Source organism: Erwinia persicina NBRC 102418 (assembly GCF_001571305.1).
In the GTDB taxonomy this organism is placed as follows: Bacteria; Pseudomonadota; Gammaproteobacteria; order Enterobacterales; family Enterobacteriaceae; genus Erwinia; species Erwinia persicina.
The window spans coordinates 87,258-112,680 of sequence record NZ_BCTN01000010.1; the positions used below are offsets into that span (position 1 = coordinate 87,258).

General features: G+C 54.8%; 23 protein-coding genes. 6 read left to right on the forward strand and 17 right to left on the reverse strand.

Annotation, left to right across the window (positions count from 1 at the left end):
• The first annotated feature begins 32 nt into the window (after positions 1–32).
• Both diaA and dolP read left to right on the forward strand, forming a co-directional pair.
• Complete coding sequence (gene diaA / locus EPE01S_RS12710) at positions 33–623, forward strand: DnaA initiator-associating protein DiaA (protein WP_062745574.1); 591 nt, start codon at positions 33–35, stop codon at positions 621–623.
• Positions 624–633: 10 nt separating this feature from the next.
• The gene (gene dolP / locus EPE01S_RS12715) at positions 634–1,206 is read left to right on the forward strand and encodes a division/outer membrane stress-associated lipid-binding lipoprotein (protein ID WP_062745576.1); all 573 of its coding nucleotides are present in this window, start codon (positions 634–636) and stop codon (positions 1,204–1,206) included.
• A 102-nt stretch (positions 1,207–1,308) separates the two neighbouring features.
• Here the strand turns inward: dolP and EPE01S_RS12720 are convergent, their stop codons facing one another.
• The 11 genes from EPE01S_RS12720 to pmbA all read right to left on the reverse strand — a co-directional run bounded on the left by EPE01S_RS12720 (position 1,309) and on the right by pmbA (position 11,374).
• On the reverse strand, positions 1,309–3,219 hold the full coding sequence (locus EPE01S_RS12720; protein ID WP_062745579.1) for a BglG family transcription antiterminator: 1,911 nt from the start codon (positions 3,217–3,219) through the stop codon (positions 1,309–1,311).
• 97 nt (positions 3,220–3,316) lie between these two features.
• Positions 3,317–4,057, reverse strand: coding sequence for a 2-dehydro-3-deoxy-phosphogluconate aldolase (dagF, locus tag EPE01S_RS12725; protein ID WP_062745581.1), 741 nt, complete (start codon positions 4,055–4,057; stop codon positions 3,317–3,319).
• A gap of 2 nt (positions 4,058–4,059) precedes the next feature.
• Positions 4,060–5,175 carry a DgaE family pyridoxal phosphate-dependent ammonia lyase gene (locus EPE01S_RS12730; protein WP_062745583.1) on the reverse strand — a complete coding sequence of 372 codons (1,116 nt, stop codon included), beginning with the start codon at positions 5,173–5,175 and terminating at the stop codon, positions 4,060–4,062.
• Positions 5,159–6,292 carry an amidohydrolase/deacetylase family metallohydrolase gene (locus tag EPE01S_RS12735; RefSeq protein ID WP_062745585.1) on the reverse strand — a complete coding sequence of 378 codons (1,134 nt, stop codon included), beginning with the start codon at positions 6,290–6,292 and terminating at the stop codon, positions 5,159–5,161. The genes EPE01S_RS12730 and EPE01S_RS12735 overlap by 17 nt, the downstream gene beginning before the upstream one ends.
• A gap of 45 nt (positions 6,293–6,337) precedes the next feature.
• Complete coding sequence (locus tag EPE01S_RS12740) at positions 6,338–6,982, reverse strand: DUF4310 family protein (RefSeq protein WP_062745587.1); 645 nt, start codon at positions 6,980–6,982, stop codon at positions 6,338–6,340.
• 13 nt (positions 6,983–6,995) lie between these two features.
• Positions 6,996–7,772: a DUF4311 domain-containing protein gene (locus EPE01S_RS12745; protein ID WP_062745589.1), complete on the reverse strand. Its 777-nt coding sequence runs from the start codon at positions 7,770–7,772 to the stop codon at positions 6,996–6,998.
• A gap of 91 nt (positions 7,773–7,863) precedes the next feature.
• A complete protein-coding gene (locus EPE01S_RS12750) occupies positions 7,864–8,163 on the reverse strand; it encodes a DUF4312 family protein (RefSeq protein ID WP_062745591.1) in 300 nt (99 codons plus the stop codon).
• Positions 8,163–8,522, reverse strand: a complete 360-nt coding sequence (locus tag EPE01S_RS12755; protein WP_062745593.1) for an SFCGS family glycine-rich protein — start codon at positions 8,520–8,522, stop codon at positions 8,163–8,165. Before EPE01S_RS12755 ends, EPE01S_RS12750 begins: the two co-directional genes overlap by 1 nt.
• A gap of 9 nt (positions 8,523–8,531) precedes the next feature.
• Entirely contained in the window at positions 8,532–8,879 is a 348-nt protein-coding gene (locus tag EPE01S_RS12760; RefSeq protein WP_062745595.1) for a glycine dehydrogenase, read from the reverse strand.
• Between the two features lie 676 nt (positions 8,880–9,555).
• A complete protein-coding gene (gene cybC, locus EPE01S_RS12765; RefSeq protein WP_062745598.1) occupies positions 9,556–9,939 on the reverse strand; it encodes a cytochrome b562 in 384 nt (127 codons plus the stop codon).
• Between the two features lie 94 nt (positions 9,940–10,033).
• Positions 10,034–11,374 carry a metalloprotease PmbA gene (gene pmbA / locus EPE01S_RS12770; RefSeq protein ID WP_062745600.1) on the reverse strand — a complete coding sequence of 447 codons (1,341 nt, stop codon included), beginning with the start codon at positions 11,372–11,374 and terminating at the stop codon, positions 10,034–10,036.
• A 150-nt stretch (positions 11,375–11,524) separates the two neighbouring features.
• Here pmbA and yjgA point away from each other — a divergent pair, with 150 nt between their 5' ends.
• On the forward strand, positions 11,525–12,070 hold the full coding sequence (gene yjgA, locus EPE01S_RS12775; protein ID WP_062745602.1) for a ribosome biogenesis factor YjgA: 546 nt from the start codon (positions 11,525–11,527) through the stop codon (positions 12,068–12,070).
• 101 nt (positions 12,071–12,171) lie between these two features.
• Here the strand turns inward: yjgA and mpl are convergent, their stop codons facing one another.
• Complete coding sequence (gene mpl / locus EPE01S_RS12780; protein ID WP_062745604.1) at positions 12,172–13,524, reverse strand: UDP-N-acetylmuramate:L-alanyl-gamma-D-glutamyl-meso-diaminopimelate ligase; 1,353 nt, start codon at positions 13,522–13,524, stop codon at positions 12,172–12,174.
• A gap of 166 nt (positions 13,525–13,690) precedes the next feature.
• Here mpl and fbp point away from each other — a divergent pair, with 166 nt between their 5' ends.
• Positions 13,691–14,689, forward strand: coding sequence for a class 1 fructose-bisphosphatase (gene fbp, locus EPE01S_RS12785; RefSeq protein WP_062745606.1), 999 nt, complete (start codon positions 13,691–13,693; stop codon positions 14,687–14,689).
• Between the two features lie 69 nt (positions 14,690–14,758).
• Here the strand turns inward: fbp and EPE01S_RS12790 are convergent, their stop codons facing one another.
• Positions 14,759–15,559, reverse strand: a complete 801-nt coding sequence (locus tag EPE01S_RS12790) for a MoaF C-terminal domain-containing protein (protein ID WP_062745609.1) — start codon at positions 15,557–15,559, stop codon at positions 14,759–14,761.
• Positions 15,560–15,707: 148 nt separating this feature from the next.
• Here EPE01S_RS12790 and EPE01S_RS12795 point away from each other — a divergent pair, with 148 nt between their 5' ends.
• A complete protein-coding gene (locus tag EPE01S_RS12795; protein ID WP_062745612.1) occupies positions 15,708–16,805 on the forward strand; it encodes a histone deacetylase-like amidohydrolase in 1,098 nt (365 codons plus the stop codon).
• Between the two features lie 66 nt (positions 16,806–16,871).
• Here the strand turns inward: EPE01S_RS12795 and EPE01S_RS12800 are convergent, their stop codons facing one another.
• Positions 16,872–18,437: a methyl-accepting chemotaxis protein gene (locus EPE01S_RS12800; RefSeq protein WP_062745615.1), complete on the reverse strand. Its 1,566-nt coding sequence runs from the start codon at positions 18,435–18,437 to the stop codon at positions 16,872–16,874.
• 457 nt (positions 18,438–18,894) lie between these two features.
• Between EPE01S_RS12800 and ppa the strand changes: the two genes are divergently transcribed.
• A complete protein-coding gene (gene ppa / locus EPE01S_RS12810; protein ID WP_062745619.1) occupies positions 18,895–19,425 on the forward strand; it encodes an inorganic diphosphatase in 531 nt (176 codons plus the stop codon).
• A gap of 107 nt (positions 19,426–19,532) precedes the next feature.
• Here ppa and EPE01S_RS12815 read toward each other — a convergent pair whose 3' ends face one another.
• The 3 genes from EPE01S_RS12815 to tamA are packed head-to-tail and all read right to left on the reverse strand — an operon-like array spanning position 19,533 to position 25,368.
• Positions 19,533–19,880, reverse strand: coding sequence for a gamma-glutamylcyclotransferase family protein (locus tag EPE01S_RS12815; RefSeq protein WP_062745622.1), 348 nt, complete (start codon positions 19,878–19,880; stop codon positions 19,533–19,535).
• Between the two features lie 2 nt (positions 19,881–19,882).
• Entirely contained in the window at positions 19,883–23,656 is a 3,774-nt protein-coding gene (tamB, locus tag EPE01S_RS12820) for an autotransporter assembly complex protein TamB (protein ID WP_062745624.1), read from the reverse strand.
• Positions 23,653–25,368 carry an autotransporter assembly complex protein TamA gene (gene tamA / locus EPE01S_RS12825; protein ID WP_118664806.1) on the reverse strand — a complete coding sequence of 572 codons (1,716 nt, stop codon included), beginning with the start codon at positions 25,366–25,368 and terminating at the stop codon, positions 23,653–23,655. The genes tamB and tamA overlap by 4 nt, the downstream gene beginning before the upstream one ends.
• Positions 25,369–25,423 lie beyond the last annotated feature (55 nt).

Genomic DNA, 25,423 nt, shown 5'->3' on the forward strand with positions numbered 1-25,423 from the left:
TTTTTGAAGGCTAAACTAACCAGGTGAATGACGTGCTGGAAAGAATTAAAGTCTGTTTTACTGAAAGTATTCAAACACAGATCGCGGCAGCAGAAGCGCTGCCAGATGCGATATCACGCGCGGCGATGACCATGGTGCAGTCGCTGCTGAATGGCAACAAAATCCTGAGCTGTGGTAACGGAACCTCCAGTGCCAATGCCCAGCATTTTGCTGCCAGCATGATCAACCGCTTTGAAACCGAGCGTCCGAGCCTCCCCGCTATCGCCCTTAGCGCAGATAACGTCCTGCTGACGGCCATTGGTAACGATCGACTGCATGAAGAGATTTATGCCAAACAGGTGCGTGCGCTGGGCCACGCCGGTGATATTTTACTCGCCATATCAACCCGGGGTAACAGCCGTGATATTGTCAAAGCCGTAGAAGCGGCGGTAACGCGTGATATGACCATTGTCGCGCTGACCGGCTACGACGGCGGTGAACTTGCCGGTCTGCTGGGCCCCCAGGATGTGGAGATCCGTATTCCCTCGCATCGCAGCGCGAGAATTCAGGAAATGCATATGTTAACCGTGAATTGTCTGTGCGATTTAATAGATAACACTTTGTTTCCCCACCAGGATGTTTAAAGGAGCTTAAATGAAGGCATTATCTGCATGTGCAGTTATCCTCACCGCGTTACTGTTACAGGGCTGTGTGGCTGCCGTTGTCGGCAGTGCAGCCGTTGCCACGAAAAGCGCGACTGACCCCCGCTCCGTAGGCACTCAGGTTGATGACGGGACATTAGAACTGCGGGTAACCAACGCGTTGTCCAAAGACGAACAGATCAAACAGAATACCCATATTGTGGCCACAGCCTATCAGGGCAAAGTGCTGCTGACCGGACAGGTACCGAGCAACGACCTCGCTTTACGGGCAAAACAGATTGCTGTCGGCGTTGACGGGGCGACCGAGGTGTATAACGAAATCCGTACTGGCAGCCGGGTCAGCTTTGGTACAGCCTCCTCGGATACCTGGATCACCACGAAAGTACGTTCACAGCTGCTGAGTAGCGATCAGGTGAAATCCTCGAATGTTAAAGTGACCACTGAAAACGGCGAAGTGTTCCTGCTGGGCCTGGTGACCGATGCGGAAGCGAAGGCCGCAGCCGATATCGCCAGCCGGGTAAGCGGCGTCACGCACGTCACCACGGCGTTTACGATTCTGAAATAACCCTGTGCGGGGCGACCGAAAACGGTCGCCCCAACGGAATTCGCGCTTATCCTGCCGAAGCCGATCTTCTTTTCCTGTCCATCCGAGCAATGCCAGTCTGGCTTACAACCGGCTTAAACAATCCATCGCTACCGCTTTAAAACTGGCAAAATCTTTGCTGTCTCGCAGTCGGGTCATTGCCCTTTCCCGCATAAACGTAACAAACAGATCGTAAATCGCCATCGCTTCTTCATATTCCGTTTTACTGATTGCCAGCAGAAAAATGACGTAGGCTGTCTCGTCTCCCCAGGCCACCCCTTTCGGGGCCAGCACCGTGTAAACACAGGTTTTTTTCGCCAGCAAGCCCAGCGAGTGCGGCAGAGCGATCCCTTCACCCAGCATGGTACTGACAATGGCTTCACGCTCCTCCACAGAGGGGTAAAACGTCTTATCGACCATCCCCTCCACCTCCAGTTCAGCGCAGAGCTGACGGAACAGATCGCTGCGATCCATCGGCTGGTCAAGGATCAGGAAGTGACTGGCATCGAAAAATTTCTCCAGCATATAGGGCCGCGTACGATCCAGCAGCACCAGCTTACCGATCTGCTCCAGCTGGTACTCGGTGGGAAATGGCGACATCACGACCACCGGTTTATCTTTGTCGCTGAGGCGAACAGTCGAGATGACAAAATCCTCTTCCACGCTCTCCTTCAGCTCGTATTCACGCAGTGACAGGGTGTTACTGACGACAATCTGCGGGTATTTCCGCAATAGCATAGCCTCGATCATCCGCACGGTGGAGTTGCCGGTGTCGCACACCAGCAGGATCTGCGGATGACGCTGGTAGCCGACATTGTAATGACGCTCCAGCCCCACCCCAATATGCAGCACCAGGAAACCGATTTCATTTTCACTGATGGTATAAGGCGTGTATTTACCCCAGCTGGAAACGGCAGCCAGCGTCACATCCCAGGCCATGGGATAGTGCTGTTTGATATTGGACAGCAGCGGATTCGGGATCTGGATCTGATATCGCACGCGGGTGATCATCGTTTTAATGTGCGTCAGCAGATCGGCATGGAGCTGAGGATCGTCCTGCAGGTTGAAATTATAGTGGGTATTAATGTAGCTGAGGATGTAGTTCACCAGCGAGTCACCGTCATCAGGGCTGATCACGCTGGCCGCGCTATCCTCTACCCGGCGTGCGGCAATATTCACACGCAGGTAAGCCTCTTCCGCCGGAGAGATCGCCTTCCCGGTGATCGGTCTCATCAGATTAACAATATGACGCGCGGCGCTTCGCACCTCATCCGCCACATCTTCTGCGGTAAAATCCGTCAGTGGGTAACCTTCCCCGATGCGGCGTACCGCCACGGCACAATACAGACGCAGATAGAATTCGCCCTCATCGGTCAGGCGAATATTGAAACGCGAAAGACACTGTTGCAGCAGCGGTTGCAGCGTTTCAAGCATTCCGCTGTTTAGCGCTTCCAGCCGCAACAGGGGGCTGTCGCCGTTCTCCTGAGCAATCTGATACAACAGATCGGTCAGGCAGGTACGCATCGCGACCTCCGTGCCAAACAGCTTCATGCCATAGCGAGGCTTGGTTTCAATCGCCAGCTGGTAACGCGCCAGCCACTCTCTGACCTCGGCCATATCGCTTTGCAACGTGGTGCGACTGACAAACCACTCATCTGCCAAATCTTCCAGTTTCAGGGAAAAAGCCGAGGTAAGAAAACGAGTCAGCAGATGGTACACACGCTCAGGCGACGTGCGCGGCACACGTAAATGGGAAGGTGACTGCTGCAACAGCAGGGTATAGCGCAGGCTGTCGCTAATTTTTAACTGATAGCCCGCCCCACGGTTAAGCACCAGGCTGGCGCCGTGATCGGCCAGTAACTCGTTGAGCACGCTGATATCAGTACGTACCGTGCGCGTGGAGACGTCAAAACGGCGTGCCAGTTCATCCTGCGGCACGGTTTCGTTTTGCAATAAATCAAATAACTGTGCCAGACGTTGGTTCGGGAATCTCACGAAGCACCACTTTTATGCAATCAACCAGGAGAAAACGTAACTTATTTTTCGATGGAAAAATAGTACACCCCGGCATCACCAGGGTGCAGGAACAAGATTAACCCACTAACTTTTTCGTCATGGCCAGCAGCGTTGCCACATCCTCTGGCCGGGTCAGACCGGAAGGCGCATCGATAATCGAACTGTAAATATGCGGGATAATTTTGCTGACGCCCGCATCCAGTGCGATCTGCAGGATCGTTTCAAAGTTGTCCAGATCGATACCGCCCGTTGGCTCCAGCCAGAAGTCGTGTTGTGCACAAGCCTCCGCCACCGCCTTGAATTCATCAATACAGGTCAAACCGTTCATCGGGAAATACTTAATTGAACTGCCGCCCATATCTTTCAACATGGCAATAGCGGTAGCCACCGGCACAATACCGTCTTCGACGCGGGAGCTCTGTGGCCCGGTAGAAATTTTCACCTTACCGCACTGGCCAGTAGGCGACACCAGCGCATTGACCACTGTCATCGACTGTCCCAGTCGTGCCCGGCTGGTGCCGACGCCGGTAAAGACCTGGTTGACATGCTGCGGCTGAACCTGGCCGGCAATTGCACTGACCATGGCAGACTGGTTGGGATCGCCTGCTCCCAAGCCGACGGACAGCGCATTATCAATCAGGGACGCGTATTCACGCATATCCGTGACGGCGCTGGCGACATCGGGATAGTTTTTTGACAATACGCCGACCAGGACGTAGCCCTCGGCTGCTTCCCAGATATCGCGGGCGTTCTGTTTTGAGCCGGCAAGCACGTTGAGGCATACCCGGTCACGGTAAAATTTTGGTGTCAGCGTCATGCTTATTTCTCCTTGTTTAACAGTGTCTGAATGCAGACAAAAATAGTGTGCAGCTGATCGGCTGACACGCTACGCACGTCCACTTCGACAATGCCTTCATTCGCTTTGTAACCGCGGAAATAAATCGCTATCTCACCGGTTTTCAGCGCCTGAACAATGTCGCTGGTGGTATGCCCGATGACGGCTTCATCAAAGTGGATTTCCGCCCGGGCAATATCACGTCCGGCGGCATCCCACACCGTGCGCGCCTGGATACCCGGCAGCTGGTTTAAGCTATCAATAAACGGCGTCATTTTTTCGACCATCTGCGCGCCGGTGACCTTCTCCACACGCAGATAGTTTTCAATCGCATGAGTCAGACCGAGGATCCCCTCTTTACCGACTTTCATCGCCCGGCCAATCCCGTTCGACTGGCGTTTCACCCACTCAACATACTGCGTTTTTCCCATCACCAGTCCGCTGGTCGGGCCTTCAATGGCTTTCGCACCGCTGTAAATGACCAGGTCAGCACCGTAGCCGTAATACACCTGCAAATCTTCCTCAGCGGCGGCATCCACAATCAGCGGCACGCCGTGTTTACGCGCCACCAGGGCAGCCTGCTCGACGCTGAGATGGCTCTTCTGTACGCTATGGTGCGATTTGATATACATAATCGCCGCCGTTTGCGGTGTGATCGCCGCAGCAAGCTGGTCCGGCGAACACTCGTTGGCGTAGCCCGCTTCCACCAGCCTGCCGCCCCCCATCGCCACCATCGTCCCCACGGGTGCCCCGTAATTGACGTTGTGCCCCTTCGGCAGGACGATATCATGAGGAACCGTCAGCGGGGCCACGTGCAGATTTTCCAGCAGCCAGTCGTTATCTTTCACAATCACTGCTGCCACCGACTGTGCGATACCGGCAGAGGCGCACGAAACCACCACTGCCGCTTCACAGCCCAGCAGCCCGGCGATATAGGCACCGGTCTTGTTAACCAGGTCTTTCATCTCAAAGTAATGATTCAGACCATAGCTGACCGTCTCAACCACATCCGCGCCCGGGGTGGACACACCGAGAATGGTCATGCGGCCGGAGGCATTAATCACCTGTTTTAAATCATATTTTTCATACACTGAAGTCATCACGTTTTTTCCCTTCGTTAGTCACGAATATGCGGCCATGCACCACGGCGGCCAGCGGTATCAACTGTTTTTCTCCGGACAGTGTCTGACCGTCCGAATCACTGAACAGACAAGCGTCCTGCTTCACCTCAAACAGGGTGAGATCGGCATCCTGCCCCGGAACGAGCCGCCCTTTGTCTTTCAGCCGCAGCCCCTCAGCAGCATGGCGGGTCACGCAGTCAATCACCTGTGGCAGCGTCATACCGATATTTAAAAATTTGGACATGACATGCGCCAGGGAATACACCGGGCCATTGAGCCGGTTACGGCAGTAGATGTCTGAACTGATGGTGTGAGGCAGAATGCCCCGGGCAATGGCCGCCCGGGCCACCTCAAAGCTGAAGCTCGCCGAACCATGTCCGACATCCAGGCGAACCCCACGCTGAAGCGCACGGGTCACAGAGGCTCTGAGCTGCCCCTGTGGCGTAAGAATACGGTTAGGTTTGCCGTTAAAGCAGTGGGTAATGATGTCGCCAGAGGTCAGTAAATCGGCGATCTCATCCAGATTCGGCGGATTATTACCGATATGCACCATCAGTGGCAGCCCACCATTTTCCCGTTGTATCGCCTTAGCCCGCACCAGCGGTTTAATGCCGTTTTGTTCCACAACGCTGCTGCTGATACGCGCTTTCAGGCCCAGGATAAAATCCGGCAGACGCTGCACCGACGCGCTCACCGCCGCGGCATCAATGCGCGCCATATCCGCCAGCTCGTTCTGCGTCAGAATGCCGCTGCGGGCGATATTGAGCAGAGCGTAAACCCGGGTGCTGGCGCTGCGGGTCAGCTGGTAAAAATCATCAATATCATCAGCCCCGGTGCTGCCGGCATCCACGACCGTGGTGACACCTGTCTCGACCCCTATGCGGTCGGCTTCATCATGGTAAATGGGCGATTTCGGGTAGCAGTGGACGTGTGAGTCAATCCAGCCTGCACTGAGCCAGTAACGCCCTGCCAGATCCCATTCATGCTTTGCCGGGCCTGTTACCTGGCCTGTCGCCGCAATTTTGCCATCGCTGATGGCGATATCGTTAAGCGTGCCGTCGCTAAGACGGGCCTGGCGGATAATCAAATCAAACATTGCAGACTCCTTTGCGTGGCGACGTCCTGCCGCCACGAAGGTCAGTTACAGCGCGACGGGGAACATCGCCCCCAGCGCCATCGCACCCAGAATGGCCCCACCGGTAATCGGCTTGTTCCACAGGTAAAACAGCAGGGAACCGACCAGCGACCCCAGGCCAATCGGAATGGAGGCCGCCATGGCAGACAGAATGATCAACGGGCCAAGGAAACGGCCGGAAGTGTTACCCGCCCCCATCATCACGTCGGCACCGTAGGTGGAGTCACTGTTGCTGATGGTGAATTTGCGCGCGAGGATAATCAGGTATCCGACGGCCAGACCCAGCACCAGTCCGGTGACCAGTGAGGCCGCGAAATTCGCTACCGGGAAGATAAACCCCGCCCCCAGCAGCAGCGCGGGCACGCCCAGGCCAATCCCGGTCTGGATCGCCCCGCCAATATCAAGGATCCCGACCAGCGAGCCTTCAATAATGCGTGCGAACAGAAAGCTGGCACCAAAGGCCGCCACCGCGCCGTACACGCCGGTTTCCATCCCCGCACGCAGCATAGAGACGAAAGCCACTTCGTTGAATGCCCCCAGGCCATAGACGTAATACATATGTGTCCCGGCGAAAACACCGGAAGAGAGCAGTCCCACAAAAATCGGGAATGACCAGTCGTCATACCAGAAACCACGTTGTGTATTTTCCATTACCATCGTCCTCTTATTTGCCGCTCAGGGAGTTATGGATCATCTCCAGCCAGCCGGGCACACCCAGTTGGAAGGATTGCAACAGCTTCATATCAAAGCCACGGAAGAAGCCGCTGAGAACGAACAGCAGGACAATGGCCACCATCATCACTTTCGTCACCCGATTCCAGCCGGCTTCCTCGACGCCTTTACCAATCAGGATGCCCAGCACCAGCCCGGGTACCGCATTTCCCATGATCAGCTGTGCCAGCCCACCAAAAATGGTCGCCCAGAAACCCGATTTTTTACCCGCGTCGATCGCCGCCAGCCAGAAAATCACCGGCATTACGGTGTTCACTAACAGGTTTGCCGCCGGAACCAGCACTTTGACCGCCGTCACCTGCAGGGCCGCCGGTACGGCCGATGCCGTTGAGTTGAGGAATGCCACCACGATCATGCCGATGATGCCGCAGGCAATCGCCATCTTCTTAGGGTTATGCAGGGTATCTGCCACGTTACGGTTTTTGACCATCAACGCCGCTGCACCCCAGTTAGGAATAATGCGGTGGTCAACGTCCTGGGTGAAAGATCCTGCTGCGACTGAGGAGGCCCAGGCGTTGAAGAAGAAGCCCAGACCGAAGGAGAAGTGAGAAGCCGGATCGCCCTCACAGGAATTCAGTTCACCCAGCGTACGAAATGCGCCCATGCCCTGTGTGGTGGGAGCATGGAACATACGAGCCGCGCCGGCACCCACGCCCACGCCCACGAGACCGCCAATAATCAACGATTTAAATAATATGATTAGGAACATCAGTCTTTCCTTTTGTTATCACCCCGGAGTCTGTCAGGCGGCAGAAACATCGCCGCAGCCCGATCGCACGGAGGTATCCGCCCTAATGTTTTTATCTGGAAACAGTGAAATCTACGTTATCTGTATCCACCACCACGACGTTGACAGTGATCTCCAGGTCGACGCTGTAGAGATGCTTCTCTCGTGCCAGAAAGAAGAACAGAAACTTTTCTGTTTTGATCTGCACTTCTGCCCGCCGCACCTTGACGTCTACCGGCTCAATACGCAGCAGGATTTTGCTGGTAGATTTCAGTACGGTGTTCTGTACCCGGCTAAGCGCATCGGCAAAGGCTTTGCCTTTGCTGTCACCTTTTCCGCTGACGCTCACCGTGGTGGTGAATTGTTCTTTCATCAGCCGTGCTTCTTCTGCCACGCCTGCACCAGACGCTCACCCAGTTCTTCTTTATCCATAAAGCCGAAACCGAGCACATTAGCCCCTTCATTGATGGCAGTAACCCCCTCATCAATGGAGCGCATACCGTGTTTGGCTTTATAACCGTATTTATTCTGCGCAGTAATGGCACCGGCACCGCCGCTACCGCAGAAAGAGATGCCAAAACTGGCATTTTCCGCTTTCATCACATCACCCAGTTTCATATCTGCTGCCACACCCGGCACGACAATGGCTTTACCACCGGCTTTCTCAATACCTGCTGCGACTTTCTGGCCTTTACCTAAACGGTCACCAATAACGACGATGATTTGAGACATATATTTTCCTTAATTGAGTTCGTTTTCTTTTGCGACTTCGAAATGAACGGAGAGCAGCCAGGCCTCTTCTTCTGGCAGATTAGCGAACAGATCAACGACCTGTTGCGCCAGCGCCATTGACTGCGGCGAAATATCTTCAAACAGTTCAGCTTCAACGTCTGGTAAAGCTTCACCGGTTAAAGAACGACGCGCCATCGCCCGTACATGTGATGCCAGCATCTGCTGCTGCACTGGGTTAGGATGAATATCTCTGACGGCAAAAAGATCGGCGATTTTCTCCATGACCTGCGTAGCCAGCGCCTCGATTTCATTATCCTGTTGTAATTTCGCGCCCACAGGCACTGTCCCGTTACTCACATTCGTCCCCTTTTAATTAGCATGGGATTAACCTACCCCTCCGGGCCATTTCTGTGTAGAACGACTTTTTCCACCTCAAAGTGGAAATAAACGAACAGCACTGGTTTGATGTCGCAAAAACGTCGAAACATGCATGACGGGCTTTAAAACGAGAGGTAAATCACATATGAGAGGGGTTATTTACACGATTATTGCAGCAGAAAAGAATATGCATTCTGTCATCTCATCATTGACAACGGAAATAGAAGTAAATCTTATAACAGAAAAATCCTTGCACACCCGGGTACTGAAAACAGCGCCGCCCGTGAATGACGACAGGCGACGCGATCACCATACGATCGTTTTTTAATAACTAAAAAATAGAAGGTCTGAATAAGTATTATTAATATACGAAAAACAGCTGCTACACGGGATTTCGTCAGAGTATATTTAAAAGCGTTTCAAGGGAATTATCACAACCAATAATTGAAAATATTATAGTTGACCTTTTATGGTGAAATCTCTCGCTTTTAGTCGTCTTTCCCAACCAGTCAGAAAAAAATGTCACAGAATGAAAAGTGGCGATACATAATAATTTTTCGATCCCCCGGTCCTCAGCAGACAGCATAAAAAAAGAGGTGATAGCCACAGCCATCACCTCTCAGATTGACACTAACATTGGGTCATTCAGCGCCGATCAGCGAAACTTCTTATGGCCTTCGTCTCGCGTAGCGGCAAATTTTTTCGCTTCTTCTTTCGCCCCTGAAAGATCCCCGCTGTTTGCCAGCTTCAGGCTGGTATCAATCTGGCCGATAAGCTTATCCAGCTGTGCGCGGTAATCCTTCATTTCCGCACTCCCTGCGGCCTGACCCTCCAGCTTATCCGGGGTCTGGGTTTTTGCATTTTCAGCTGCCGAGCGCATATCGGTTAAGGCTTTAACCATTTCGGCTTTATCGTCGGTTTTCTGTACCGTACGGTATGCGCCTTTCAGAATATCCATATCCCCTTCCAGGCCCTGTGCCAGCAGCGTGGAACTGAACAGTAGGGTAGAGCTCAACATTGCAATCCATAATTTACGCATCTCAGATCCTATTTTTATAAATGGGTATCGTTCGGGCATGAAAAAGGCGGCAGTTTTCACCGCCGCCTGTTCAGCATACGCGTAAATCCGGAAATTACTGCCCGGCGATCTTCATTTCTGGTAACAAAACGGATCCACACTGGATATTGCTGCGCGTTTCAATATCGCTACCGATGCTGACCATATTGCGCCACATGTCTTTCAGGTTGCCGGCAATGGTGATCTCACTGACCGGATACTGGATCACGCCATTTTCTACCCAGAAACCGGACGCGCCACGGGAATAATCACCGGTGATCCCGCTCACGCCCTGCCCCATCAGCTCCGTGACCAGTAGCCCGGTTCCCAGCTGCTTCAGCATCTCTTCAAAGCTGTGGCCCTGACCGGCGATGCGCCAGTTATGGATACCGCCCGCATGGCCGGTACTCTGCAGGCCCAGCTTGCGTGCGGAGTAGCTGGTCAGCAGCCAGGTCTGCAACACGCCATCTTTAATGATGTCGCGACGCTGGGTGCGGATGCCTTCGCTGTCGAACGGCGTGGAAGCCAGTCCTTTCAGCAGATGCGGGTGCTCTTCAATGGTCAGCCACTCCGGCAGGATCTGCTGTCCAAGCGAGTCGAGCAGGAACGTGGATTTACGGTATACGCTGCCGCCGCTTATCGCACCGACTAAGTGGCCAAACAGGCCGGTCGCCACTTCCGCGGCAAACATTACCGGTGCTTTCATTGTTGACAGCTTACGCGGAGAGAGGCGCGATAATGTCCGGCGCGCACACTCTTCACCGACGTATTCCGGTGACTGAAGGTCATCAATCGCCCGGCCAATGGTATAGGCGTAATCGCGTTCCATATCGCCATTCTCTTCCGCGATCACGCAGCTGGAGAGAGAGTGCCGGCTGGAACAGTAGCCCTGGAGCATACCGTGGCTGTTACCGAACACCTTAATCCCTACGTGGCTGTTAAAGCTGCCGCCTTCGGTATTGGTAATGCGCTTATCAGCCTTCAGTGAGGCCTGTTCGGCGCGCGCGGCCAGCTCAATCGCACGATCGGCGTCGATCTCAGCCGGATGAAACAGATCGAGATCTGGCGCATCAAAGGCCAGCAGTTCACGATCCGCCACCCCCGCATAAGGGTCCGGTGAGGTATAGCGGGCAATGTCTACCGCCGCCTGCACGGTACGCTTAATCGCATCCGGGCTGAGGTCCGTTGAGGAGGCGCTGCCTTTACGGTTCTGGTAGTAAACAGTGATGCCCAGCGCACCATCGCTGTTGAATTCGACATTTTCAACTTCACCGTAGCGCGTGCTGACGCTGATGCCGGTAGTTTTGCTTACCGCGACTTCTGCCCCGTCGCTGCTGGCTTTTGCCAGTTCGAGTGCCGTCGCTATCGCCTGTTCCAGGGTTTTACGCTGTTCTGCAACTTGGGAGAGTAATTTCATCGACCTGCCGTATAATGAGTTGAGAAATACCTGCTGAGAAAACCGTTCTCAAGGTGGTAAAGATTATTTTGAGTCTAACAGACTCAGAGAACAATTTCGCAGTAGCCTCGTAACCTGATAGCATTAGCCTCTTTTTCAGGAGCCGTACCAATGACCAAGCAGCCCGACGACTGGCTCGATGATGTACCCGATAACGAAGAAGAAGAAGATGATGAGATTATCTGGGTCAGTAAAAGTGAAATAAAACGTGATGCCGAGGAGCTGAAGCGCCTGGGTGGTGAACTGGTGGAGCTGGGGAAAAATTCTCTGGATAAGATCCCACTGGATGAAGATCTGCGTGCCGCGATTGAGCTGGCACAGAAGATTAAGAAAGAAGGCCGCCGTCGCCAGATGCAGCTGATTGGTAAAATGCTGCGTTCGCGTGATGAAGAGCCGATCCGTACGGCACTGGATAAGCTGAAGAACCGTCACAACCAGCAGGTTGCGCTGTTCCATAAGCTGGAAGTGCTGCGTGACCGCCTGGTGGAACAGGGCGATGACGCAATCCCTGAGGTGCTGAACCTCTACCCGGATGCCGATCGTCAGCAGTTGCGCGCCATGATCCGTAACGCGCAGAAAGAGAAAGCGGCCAACAAGCCACCGAAGGCTTACCGTCAGATTTTCCAGTATCTGCGTGAGCTGGCTACCGCTTTGTAACTGCCCAGAATTGCGGGCGGGCCGACAAAGCGTGTCCGCCCCGATGTCCAGGGGCCGGTTCGTTTTACCGGCCGGCCCGTTGGATCCTCCCGCTACATCTGTTACGCCAGGCGATCTAACAACTTCTGATGTATCCCGCCAAAACCGCCGTTGCTCATCACCAGGATAGAATCTCCCGGCTGGGCTTTTTTGGCGATCATTTCAACCAGCGTATCAATATCCGCACTCCACTGTGCTGGCTGGATACAGGCATCAGCCACTTCGGCAACCTGCCAGGGAATATGATGCGGCTGATAGAGGAACACTTCATCAGCACGTCCCAGGGCCGGTGCCAGATCGTCCTTACTGACCCCCATCTTCATGGTATTCGAGCGAGGCTCCAGCACCGCAAGGATACGTGCCGTACCGCCGACTTTGCCGCGAAGCGCCGCCAGCGTGGCAAGAATAGCCGTCGGGTGATGGGCAAAGTCATCGTAAACCTTGATGCCGTTGCTCTCCCCACGCAGCTCAAGCCGCCGCCGGGCATTAATAAAGTCGTTCAGCGCACGGCCTGCATCCTCAGGCTTGACGCCCAGGTGACGTGCCGCTGCAATCGCCATCATGCCGTTATGCATGTTGTGCTCGCCGACCAGCGACCAGTTCACTTCCGCTACACGTTCACCGTCCAGTAAAACTTCCCAGTGGGACGCATCCGGTGACAGCTTCTTCGCCAGCCAGTGGCCGTTTTCGCCGACGGTTTCCTGCTCGCTCCAGCAGCCCATCGCCATCACCTGTTTAATATTCGCGTCGTGCTCGGGCAGGATAATTTTTCCCTGTCCCGGTACGATACGCACCAGATGATGGAACTGCTTCTGCACTGCACGCAGATCGTCAAAGATATCCGCGTGGTCAAATTCGAGATTGTTGAGGATCAGCGTGCGCGGGCAGTAATGTACAAACTTGGAACGCTTGTCAAAGAACGCGCAGTCATACTCATCGGCCTCAATCACAAAGAATGGGCTTTTTCCTAAAGTTGCCGATACCTCGAAATTTCCTGGTACGCCACCGATCACATAGCCCGGCTCATAGCCGCAGGCCTGTAAAATCCACGCTGCCATGCCCGCCGTCGTGGTTTTCCCGTGGGTTCCTGCCACCGCCAGCACCCAGCGGTCGCGCAGCACAAAATCGTGCAGCCACTGTGGGCCAGACAGGTAAGGAATATTGCGCTCCAGCACCGCTTCCACGCACGGGTTACCCCGGGTCATCGCATTGCCAATGATCACCAGATCCGGGGCGGGGTCGAGCTGTGAAGCGTCATAACCCTGAATTAAATCAATACCCTGCTTTTCCAGCAGCGTACTCATTGGCGGATAAACATTAGCATCTGAGCCGGTCACTTCATGGCCGAGCTCACGGGCCAGCATCGCCAGTCCACCCATAAAGGTGCCGCAGATACCGAGGATATGAATACGCATAAAAGGTCCGTTTCGTAAAAGTTCCGTCATAGTGTACCGTCCCCAACGTGCGGAAGAAACGGATTTGCCCTATGTTCTTTCGCGTTCAATCGGCTAAACTGCGTACGCATACGTTGGCAGTTTGTGAATCAAGCTGCTGCTCAACCGCAGATTCAGGGATTGTGTTATGAAAACGTTAGGCGAATTTATCGTCGAGAAACAGCACGACTTTCCGCACGCCACGGGTGAACTGACCGCATTGATCTCCGCGATCAAGCTGGGTGCCAAGATCATCCACCGCGATATCAATAAGGCTGGCCTGGTCGATATTCTGGGTGCCAGCGGCGCTGAGAACATTCAGGGCGAAGAGCAGATGAAGCTCGATCTCTTCGCCAATGAAAAGCTGAAAGCCGCACTGAAGGCACGTGGCATTGTCGCGGGTATCGCGTCTGAAGAAGAAGATGAAATCGTCATCTTCGAAGGCGTGGAAAACGGCAAGTACGTGGTGCTGATGGATCCTCTCGACGGCTCCTCAAACATTGATGTAAACGTTTCTGTCGGAACTATTTTCTCTATCTACCGCCGTATTACCCCACCGGGTACGCCGGTCACCGAAGAAGACTTCCTGCAGCCAGGCAGCCAGCAGGTTGCTGCGGGTTATGTGGTGTATGGTTCATCGACCATGCTGGTTTATACCACCGGCTGTGGCGTACATGCCTTCACCTATGATCCGTCGCTGGGTGTTTTCTGCCTGAGTGCGGAACGTATGACCTTCCCGGAAAAGGGTTACACCTACTCCATCAACGAAGGTAACTACATTCGCTTCCCGCAGGGGGTGAAAAAGTACCTGAAGTTCTGTCAGGAAGAGGATGCCGCTACGCGCCGTCCTTATACTTCACGCTATATCGGATCGCTGGTGGCAGACTTCCACCGCAACCTGCTGAAAGGCGGGATCTACCTCTATCCAAGCACGGCCAGTCACCCTAAGGGTAAGCTGCGCCTGCTGTATGAGTGCAACCCGATGGCGTTCCTGGCGGAGCAGGCAGGCGGTAAAGCCTCTGACGGTAAAAACCGTATTCTGGATCTGGTGCCGCAAAGCCTGCATGAGCGCTCGCCGTTCTTTGTTGGTAACGACCACATGGTGGAAGATACCGAACGCTTCCTGCGTGAGTTCCCGGATAACTGATACTCACGTCGCCTGAGGCCCATCTGCATTTCAGATGGGCCTTTGAGCAGAACGCGCTGAAACAGGACGTCATTGCGCAGCATGGGGAGTGATATTTATCACCTTCAGTGCAGCACCCATGGCGAAATTGCTCAGCCGCTTAAAATCGTCCTGCTGGTAGCCGAAGATCTTGCCGTCAGTCCGTGCGGCTTGCAGATCAATCAGCACCACGCCCAGCGTAGGTACCACTTTTTCCTGCCAGATCAACAGATACAGACGATCGTCTATTTTGACGGTCTGACAGCGATCGACATCAGCCAGTCCTTGTTCGCCCCCCTGCAGACAGTGCCATGCGTAACAGTCAGCGTTCAGATAGATATGTTCATAGCATTCGGTTGGGCTGTAGCGGTACTGGTTGCGCATCCCGGTCAGTTCATCACTAAAGATATGACCCGCGTGTGTACTACTGCCCCCGTTGAACCAGCCAAACCGCACTGCGGCCTGTACGCCCGTCAACGGCAATCCCAGTTTGATGCGGTGAAGGGCTGAGAGGTGTGCCTGCTGTGGCGTGGGTAACTGACCGCAAACCAGGGTAAACCTGCCGCAGTGATGATCGCAGACCAATGTCAGCGTGGCTGCCGAACGGCTGTTGTCGATAAAGTCGATAAACTCAATCCCCTCGCGAAGTGACGTCAGCCGGTAAGCGACCGCGCTCTGGTTACCCCATCTCAGTGTGCCATCCGGATTAAACTGACAAATGATCGCTTCATCCGAAGAAAAGTACAGTGTCAGCACGGTCTGTAAGGGGGGGCGCATAGGCAAAATGTTGCCTTGAGGGGCGAAGCATTCGGCCAGTGCGCCGACCGGAATATATGTCACGTCATGGCTCATGGTGAGGTTCCTGTGCGTTATCAGATTGACTGAGTGTTAACCGCTACCCGTGTCGCTGACCATCGTTCTTCCGGACGAGGTGATCGTCGCTGCAGAGTGGGTAGAGTAGGCTGGCTATCCGCACAGTGACCACCAGGGAGAACTGACGATGAACAACACCGGCTTTTTTTATGACGAACGTTGCTTCTGGCACAGCACCGGGCTCCATGCCACCACCTTGCCGGTGGGGGGATGGGTTCAACCCCCCTCAGGCAGTGGCCATGCTGAATCGCCGGAAAGTAAACGTCGATTTAAAAACCTGCTGGACGTTTCGGGTCTGTCGGCTCAGTTGCAGTTACGATCTGCGCCTGCAGCCAGTGAGCAGGACTTATTGCGCATTCATCCTGCCCCCTATCTGCAGCGTTTTAAGCAGATCAGCGACAGCGGCGGTGGCCTGTTAGGCGATAATGCCCCATTGGGGCCGGGCAGCTACGACTATGCCGCCCTCTCTGCAGGCCTGGTCTGTGCCGCAGTAGATGCCGTACTGACAGGCGAAATGCAGAATGCCTATGCTCTTTCACGACCGCCGGGACATCACTGCCTGCCGGATCAGTCGATGGGCTTCTGCTTTCTGGCCAATATCCCGATTGCGATTGAACACGCGAGAGCGCGCTTCAACTTACAGCGTGTGGCGGTGGTTGACTGGGATGTGCACCATGGTAATGGTACCCAGCATATTTACTGGCAGCGTGACGATGTTCTGACCCTGTCACTGCATCAGGATCGTTGTTTTCCGCCGGGGTATTCCGGTGAGAGCGATCGCGGCGCAGGGGCGGGTCTGGGTTACAACATCAATATTCCGCTGCTGGCGGGCAGTGGTCATGATGCTTATCTCTATGCCCTGGATCGGATTGTTATCCCCCAGCTTATGCGGTTCCAGCCTGAGCTGATCATTATCGCCTGTGGATATGATGCTAATGCGCTGGATCCGCTGGCGCGCATGCAACTTCACAGCGACAGTTTCCGCGCCATGACGGAGCGCATGATGGCTGCCGCCGCGCAGCTGTGCAACGGCAGGCTGGTGATGGTACATGAAGGGGGCTATGCGGAAGCTTATGTGCCCTTCTGCGGACTGGCCGTGATGGAAACATTAAGCGATATCCGCACTGGCGTAAAAGACCCGCTGCTGTCGTTTATTCGACAGCAGCAGCCAGGGGAGGATTTTTTGCAGTTTCAGCGCAAGGCGCTCGACCGCCTGATCGCCTAGAGACGCGATTGTCTCCATCTCATTGGCCTGCCCGCGACGGGCAGAAAAAGCGTCAGCCTTTGGGATTTATGTGGCAGGCGCCACCTTAAACACCGCCATGGTGTGAACCAGCTGCTGAGACTGCTCTTCCAGCGACTGAGTCGCGGCAGCAGCCTCTTCCACCAGCGCCGCATTCTGCTGGGCGACTTCGTCCATCTGTGTCACCGCCAGATTCACCTGCTCAATACCGTGACTCTGTTCCTGCGAAGCGCTGGAAATTTCCTTCATCAGCGTGGTCACCCGCATCACTTCCGTGGAGATTTCGTCCATGGTTTCACCGGCTTTGGTGGCCATATCAGAACCTTCACTCACCCGGATTTGTGATTCGCTGATCAGGGCACGGATTTCTTTCGCCGCCGTTGCGCTTCGCTGGGCAAGGTTACGGACTTCGGTCGCGACGACGGCGAAGCCTCGTCCCTGCTCTCCGGCACGCGCCGCTTCAACGGAGGCATTCAGCGCCAGGATGTTGGTCTGGAAGGCGATACCATCAATGACGCCGAGGATGTCACCAATACGCTGCGAACTGTTGGAAATCTCTGTCATCTTCTCCATGACATAGCAGACCACCTCCGCACCGCGATCGGCCGTATCGGATACGGCCCGGGCCAGCAAATGCGCCTGCTGGGCGTTATCGGCGTTCTGCTTAACCGTGGCGGTGAGCTGTTCCATGCTGGCCGCTGTCTGTTCAAGAGACGCGGCAGACTCTTCGGTACGCTGTGAGAGATTGAGATTGCCGGAGGCCAGTTCACGGCTGCCAATATCAATCTGCAGACTGGCATCGCGCACCAGACCAACGGAGTGCTGGAGTGACTGCTGCATAGCCTCTAATGCCGCATTCAGGCGGCCCAGCTCATTGTCACCGCTTTCCGGGACAGGCTGAGTCAGGTCACCGCCCGCCACGTATTCCAGATGTTTAATCGCACTATCAAGAGGCTTCAGCAGCATGACGCGCAGGATCATCCAGGCCAGCGCCACCAGCAGCAGCGTCAGTGCCCCGCTCACAAGAATGAGCACCGTCATCAGCAGTTGATTATGGGCTGCCTGAGCCATCTGCTGCTCACTGACCTCATCAGCATACTGACCAAACGCATCGACTGCTGAGGAGAATTTCCCCGCGAGATGAGAAAGATCCCCTTCCAGCACAGTGTAATAGTCGTCAACATTTTCTCTTTTGAGGGCGTCCATCAGGGGGCTAATCCCCTTTGCAACGTAGTCCCGGTGAGTCGTTACCACCGCTTCGGCCAGCACCCTGCCGTGCTCTGTCACCGTCCCGGCATCGACGAATCGTTTCAGCTCGCTTTCGGACAATGCCACATAGCTGGCAGAGCGTGTGGCAATGCTACCGGCTTCATCGGGCAGACCCACTTCGAGTTTACGTATCGCCAGCGCCGCAGTGGCTCGGGCGCGCAGCAGATTGCCGTTACTCATATATAACGCATTTAATTCAATGCCCTGAATGCGATTGATAACATCCAGTGAGCGATTTCCTTTCTGAATGGCGATAATCCCCATCACGCTGACAACCAACAGCAGCATGGTCATCAGGGCGAGTAACGCCAGCAAACCCGTACGTATTGAGATTCTTTTCAACATGATTATTTCCCGATAATGTGAAGTCCGGTCATTCCTGTGCCTGAAACGACAAGGTTATCGGCAATAACTTTACGTAACTTTAACCTTAACGGCGGGTAAATTGATCCCGCACAGTCATTCGATAAGTTCTTATTAAGTGATTACACCGCAAACTGTGGGGATATAAAGCAAAAGGAAAATTTCCCGCCAGGGAATAACCAGAAAGAACACCGGACACAGAGATAAAAGCAGTCTGTTTTTTGATAATTAACCTTAAATCAAATAAAACAGCGGCGGGTATTTCTCATCGTTCTTGCTGCGCACCCGCAGGCCGTAAGAGCGATCATTGCAGCACTGATGATCCCGCAGAGCGCCTTGCAGCACGGAGCAATCTGAAAGGCGGAAAAAGGAAGGTACTTTGAAGATGACCTGGCTATAATAGCCGGTACTCAACCTAAGATGATTGAAGGAATTTATAATGAGCTTGAACCTGGTACCAGCGGGTAAAGACCTGCCAGACGATATCTATGTCGTTATCGAGATCCCGGCAAATGCCTCTCCGATCAAATACGAAGTGGATAAAGACACTGGCGCACTGTTCGTTGACCGTTTTATGGCGACAGCGATGTTCTATCCGTGCAACTACGGCTACATCAACCACACCCTTTCTCTGGATGGTGACCCGGTTGACGTACTGGTGCCAACCCCGTACCCATTACAGCCGGGTTCAGTGATCCGCTGCCGTCCGGTTGGCGTGCTGAAAATGACCGACGAATCTGGCGAAGATGCCAAAGTTGTTGCGGTTCCGCACAGCAAACTGAGCAAAGAGTACGAGCACATTCAGGATGTGAACGACCTGCCTGAACTGCTGCGTGGCCAGATCACCCACTTCTTCGAGCAGTATAAAGCGCTGGAAAAAGGCAAATGGGTTAAGGTTGACGGCTGGGAAGGCGTAGAAGCCGCTAAGGCTGAGATCGTTTCTTCTTTCGAGCGCGCAGCGAAGAAGTAAGCCGTCTGAACAGACGGATGCCGTTGCGGGTCGACCGACTACGGCATCCGGCCGGCAATGCAAGTTCGAAAAAAAACACCGCTCTATGAGCGGTGTTTTTTTACAGGTTACTGGTTGCCATCTCGCTGCAACCAGTCGCCACTTTCAATACGTTCTTTACCCTTGACTGAGCGCTGATAGACGTACAGCCAGGCACTTCCGTAAGGGGTGGATAACAGCTCACGCTTGTACTCACCACCTTTGGTTCTGAGCGCATCTAACTCACCCAGCGTTGACGCATCAATCCGGTAAACTTCGCAATAGACCTGGCCCTCACCCGCCACGACGCCCGGGTAATGACCAAGATTGTAGAGCGCGTAGCCGGCGATCTGATGATCGCCCAGCCACTGCCCGTTCGTCATCCAGTGACTGTTACCTTGCTTTCGCCGCAGGCTACCATAGACAATTATTCGCATTGCTAAAACTCAAACTGATAGAGCACATCCAGTGCCTGATCAATACCAGACACGGCTTCCAAATAAAGTTTAGGCATCAGGCGGTAACGTAGCGTTAACGTCGCCAGTGAATCAAATATGCCAACACCGTATTTTACCTGTAGACCCGGCAGTACATAGCCACTGACCTGCACCTGCTGACTGTCGCCAACACCTGCAGTATCAAGCGCCAGGTTACTGACACCGAAAGTCTCTCCGATTTTACCCACAACCTGACCACTTTGTGCAACCCCCAATCCTACCAGAGCAGAAGTTAAAGCATCACTATCGCTACCGGAAGCCCCTAATCCCTGCCCACGAAGCAGATAGGACAGCGCTTCCTGCTGCGATTTGGCCGGGTCAGAGAAGATCTCCACCTTAGGTTCATCCGCCAGTCCGGTCACACGCACACCTGCGGTCACATCATCCTCGGTGGCTTCCGGGTTACGAATTGCTTCGATATTGACGTAGGGCTGATCCGGTGGACCTGAGAATTGCAGCTCGCCTTTACGCACGATCAAATCCTGACCATAGGCGTGGAAACGACCCGACGGGATGTTAATCTGACCATTCAGCCCCAGTCCCCGTTTATCCTGCGCCAGCTTCAGGTCGCCATTAAGCTTCGCTTTCAGACCGAATGCGCTCAGACGGACATCATTGCCGACGTGGATAATCAGGTTGCTGTTAATCGGAATGCCGCTGGTTTTTGGTGCCACCGGCTTCAGATCCTTATCAAGCATCACTTCATCTGAAGAGACACCCACCGCACTTTCCGGGACTTCCTGCACCGTGATGCGGGCCCAGGGAATATCCACGCGCCCGTCCAGATTAAACAGTTCAGGCGTCGCTTCAAACACCAGGTCCGGTGACACATCCATCCTCACCATCGGCGGCACGGTGACACGGACCCGGCTTCCTTTCGCCGCAATACGGGCGCGCCAGGCATCCAGCTGGTTCCAGTCTGCATCACCGTTTAAAGCAATCTGCCCCTGCGAGGTCTGGATCGCCCCCTCGAGGGTGGAGCTCATACCATTAAACACCATAGAGAGGTTAGCTGCCGTCAGATCCACCGGCATAAAGCTACCGTCTACATCAACGTTGCGTAGCCCAAGCTGCCCGTACACCTGCGGTCGCTGTAAATCTCCTCCCAGCCGCAGATTGCTGTTAAGCATCCCGGTGATTTTCTCTCCTTTCATCAGGGCAGGGTTTAGCATCGCCAGCGACAGGCTGGTGATGTTGACGTTACCAGACAATGTCCTTCGCCCTTCGGGATCGGCGATCTGCACGTTGCCATCAAGCTGACCGTTGTTAGCAATGCGAATCAGCCAGTCGAGCTGAGCCCGGCCATTTTTCAGCGCGGCATTCAGGTTAAGGGTGCTGAACGCGATCGGCAGCGTGTTACCCTGCACATCCTGCTCCACTTTTACGCCGTTACCTTTCAGGGAAATCCGTCCGGTGGGCAGCGCACCATCGGCAGTCCAGCTGACATCCGCATCGCCGCTGAACACGCCGGTAAGCTGGGTGGCTTCCGGCATAAACGGCTTGATCATCGCCAGATTGAAGCGGCTGAGGACGACGCGCGCCCGGCCCGATGGCCCGGCCTCAATGGTCTGCGGCACGCAAAGCTCCGCGTTAGGGTTCTGCCAGCAGTGAGGTCCAATGCTGACCGTCTGTTTTGCATTCAGATAGTCGAGCGCGATAGCGCGGGTTAAGCGCCACTCGCCCACCGGCGTATCAAAGCGGGTGTTATTCAGGTTGCCCTGCCAGCGCTGCGTCGCGCGGTCAAAGCTGCCGTTCAGCGCTAACTGGCCTGAGACCGGTTCGCCCTGGACGGCCAGTTTCAGTTGGTGCTGCTTCTCAGTGCCGCTGGCATCCAGCGTCAGCAGATTGACCGCCAGTGCATCCTGCTTCAGCTGTTCAACGCGCAGTTTAAGCTTGCCCTGGATCTGCTCGCCCGAACTGACGTCACCCTCGAGCTTAATACGTCCAATGCGCATCGCCTGCCAGCGCAGTCCGGTCGCCGTCAGATCGGCCAGCAACTGGGGGGTCGTCAGGTCGCCACGGGCGCGGAGGGTGCCTTTCGCAACGCCACCGAGACCCGGCAGAGCGTTATCCAGGTGTTGAGCATCAATATCCGCATCCAGATTCAGCTTATCGCCCAGCGATCCTTTCAGATTGACGTTGTTACGCCCCAGCACCAGTTTAATCCCGGGAATATCCCACTGGTTGTAGCTGTTGCCATAAAGTGTACCGTCAGCGCTGACCGCGTTATTACGGACGTTACCTTTGAGCTTCAGCTCCGGTACGCGCATCTGCCAGCTACCGCCGTACAGACTACCGCGCGTGGTGATTTTCCCGTCCAGTTTCGCTGGCCATTCAGGATACGCTTTTGCCGTGTTAATACCGGACAACGTCAGTTCGCTGCGCCAGCTGATCGCCTGGCTCCAGTCCACCAGCGCCGTCAGGTCGGTGTTGCCCTGCAGTGCTGCCAGACGCAGTTTATCCAGCGAGAACTGTTCGACATTGCCTTTGCCATCAAGCGTCAGCGTAGCCGGTGGGATATCTTGCCCCTTTAACGCGGCACGCAGGGACATGACATAGTCGGTAGCCTGCCCTTTGAAAGTGAAGTTAATGTTGTCGGCCTGATACTGCGCCTTCCCGTCCAGCGGCCAGCGCAGCTGCGGGCTCTGTAAGGTCATACTGAGCGGCAGGCCTGCTTCAGCCAGCTTCGTCTCCGCATCAAACTGTGCGCGCACCGGACCGGAGAGATTCAGACCCAGCGTCAACGTATCGCGCAGGCCACCGCCCAGCGTCATTTTGATCTTCTCACCTTTGATTGGATCGACATTGAGCTGACTGTAGAGCGTGAAATTCACCGGCCAGTCGCCGCTGAGTGTCGCCTGACCCTGAGCATTGACCTGCCCCTGCGGCGAGTCAACATCGAGCGTCTGCAGCAGCAGGTGGTTGTTCTCGGTTTTGGCTTTCACCAGCAGGCGCTGTACGGCGATATCGGTATCCCCGGTGATACGCAGTTGCTCGCCCAGGATCTCCTGCACATCGACATCCACCGGCAGAATAAACTCCGGCAGATCCGGCAGTAACGGTTTAGCAAACATCGCCTTCAGTGTTTCACCCAGCGACGGTTCACCGGCAGCTGGCCGCTGCACCTTCGGCTGAACAACCTGCTCGTCGGCAACTTTCGCCGCTTTCGGCAGTGCGATCAGTAAGCCCTGAATATGCGTCGGCATCAGCGTCATTGAACGCCCCTGCCAGTGCATTCCACTGGTGAAATCGGCCAGCGAAATGGCCGTATCATCAATTTTTATATTGATGTTATGCAGCGCCAGCCGGCTGAGGGTCAGCGGATAGGGCGTGCTGATATCACCGCCGCTGCTCTCTTCCTCTACAGGCGGATTGGCGGGGGGTGGCATCTTCTTGCTGTCTACGACCACATGGACGTCTTTCAGCGCGAGGTCATTGACGCAGAACGCGCTCTGCTTCAGGCAGCCGGGCTTAAGAGAAAGATGGAGCTCACCCGCATTGACGGTAACGCCCGGCATTTCATATTTAATGCCGGCAATCGTCAGATCACGCCAGCCGCCTTTGACCTGCTGGATATCCAGCCCCGGAACCCAGCGGGCCGCTCCGTTCAATACCATATGCAGGCCGCTGGTCGTGCCAATGAGAAATGCGATGCCGCCAAACAACAGCACGATAAAAATCAGAATGCCAATCAGGCCCTTTTTCCACCACTTCATAGTTCAGGCCCCAGTCCAATGTAAAACTGAATATCGCGATCGTCCTGATCGCCAATCGGCCGGGCAATATCCAGCTTGATCGGCCCGACGGGTGACTGCCAGCGCACGCCAAAACCGGCACCGGTTTTAAAATTACTCTGCTTGATGTCATTGACCGCCTCACCGGAGTCAACAAACACCGCCCCCCACCATTTTCCGCTGACGTTGTATTGATACTCCAGCGATCCGGTAGCCAGCTTGGAGGCACCGGTCAGCTTTCCTTCGTCATCCCGTGGGGAAATACCTTTGTACTTATAACCGCGTATGCTGCGGTCACCCCCGGCAAAGAAACGCAGATCGGGTGGCACTTTTTCAAAATTATTGGTTTCAATCCAGCCGAGGTTGCCCCGCACCACAAACCGGTGTTTGTCCTCCAGCGTGCGGATCCAGACGTTTTGTGCCTGCATCACCGCAAAGTCGATATCTGAGCCCCAGGTGGTGTCAGAAACATCGACTGAGTAGCGCTGCGAGTCGCCCCACGTCGGCATCAGACCGCCGCGCGAGCGCGTACGGTTCACGCTGACGCCCGGGTAGATCAGCATCGTGGTGTTAGTGACACTGCCCTGAGTAAAGTGGTCAAGGCTCCAGCGCAGATTGACGGCGCGCTGCCAGCCGCTGGAACTGTCCCAGTAGCGTGACGCGGCCAGCGTGGTGGAGTCGGCCTTGGTGTCGTTGAGATCGGTTCGTTTGAGTCCCCCCTGCAGCAGGTAGTACTGCTCCAGCGGGCTTTTGCGCAGCGGCATCTTATAGCTGAAATCTAACTGCTGTTCCGGTGCCGAAATATTGGCACTGGTGCTGAAGCTGTGCCCGCGGTCATTGACCCAGGGTTTCTTCCAGGTGGCCTTCACGCGCGGGCCGACGTCCGTCGAGTAACCGACGCCGGTTTCAATGGTGTTCTCGGTGCGTGGCGAAACGACGCCATGCAGCGGCAGCACCTTGCTGTCACGTCCTTTATCAAATTCGGGGGCTATCACCACCGAATTAAACCAGCCAGTCGCAGATAAACGGCGGTTTAGCTCGGCCAGGTCGCGGGATGTGTAGTAATCCCCTTTTTTAAAGGGCACCAGATTTTGCAGATAGTCATCACGGATCTGTGAGCCTTCGAAGCTGACATCGCCAAAGCGATAGCGCTGGCCGCTGTCATAATCAAGATCCCAGAACGCTTCACGGCGTTCCACCGACACACCCAGTTGGCTTTTGCGGTAGTCACCGTCAAAGTAGCCTTTACGCAGCGCCATATTGCTGAGGGAACTTTTAAACTTCTCGTAATCACCGTGGTTAAGTACCGTACCCAGTTTGGGTTTTCCGTTACGCACCAGCGCCTGGTAGTCTTCATCGGTACGTGCTCCGCCGCGCAGGATCACCGTTTCTCCGGCAATTTTCACGGGTTCACCTGGTGTGACCCGTGCCAGCAGCACCTGGCGTTTTCCGCCTTCGGGTGGCGGTAGCAGCTCGAAATCGATCTGGGGCTCATAGTAACCGAGCGCTTTAAGGCCTTCTTTTACGGCATCGCTGACGCGCGAACGAAAGCGTCCGTCGGAGGTAACTTCATCACTGGTGATGGTGGATAAACGTGCCCTGACGTTCTTCTGTAATTCCCCGGTTAACCCTGTTACCTGCAAACGAACATTCGCAGCCTGGGCGACAGGCGCGACGATCAGCAGGCAAGACATGCAGTACACATGAATTCGTGGCACGCTTACTCCCGTTTTATTGCCAGCCCGCAAT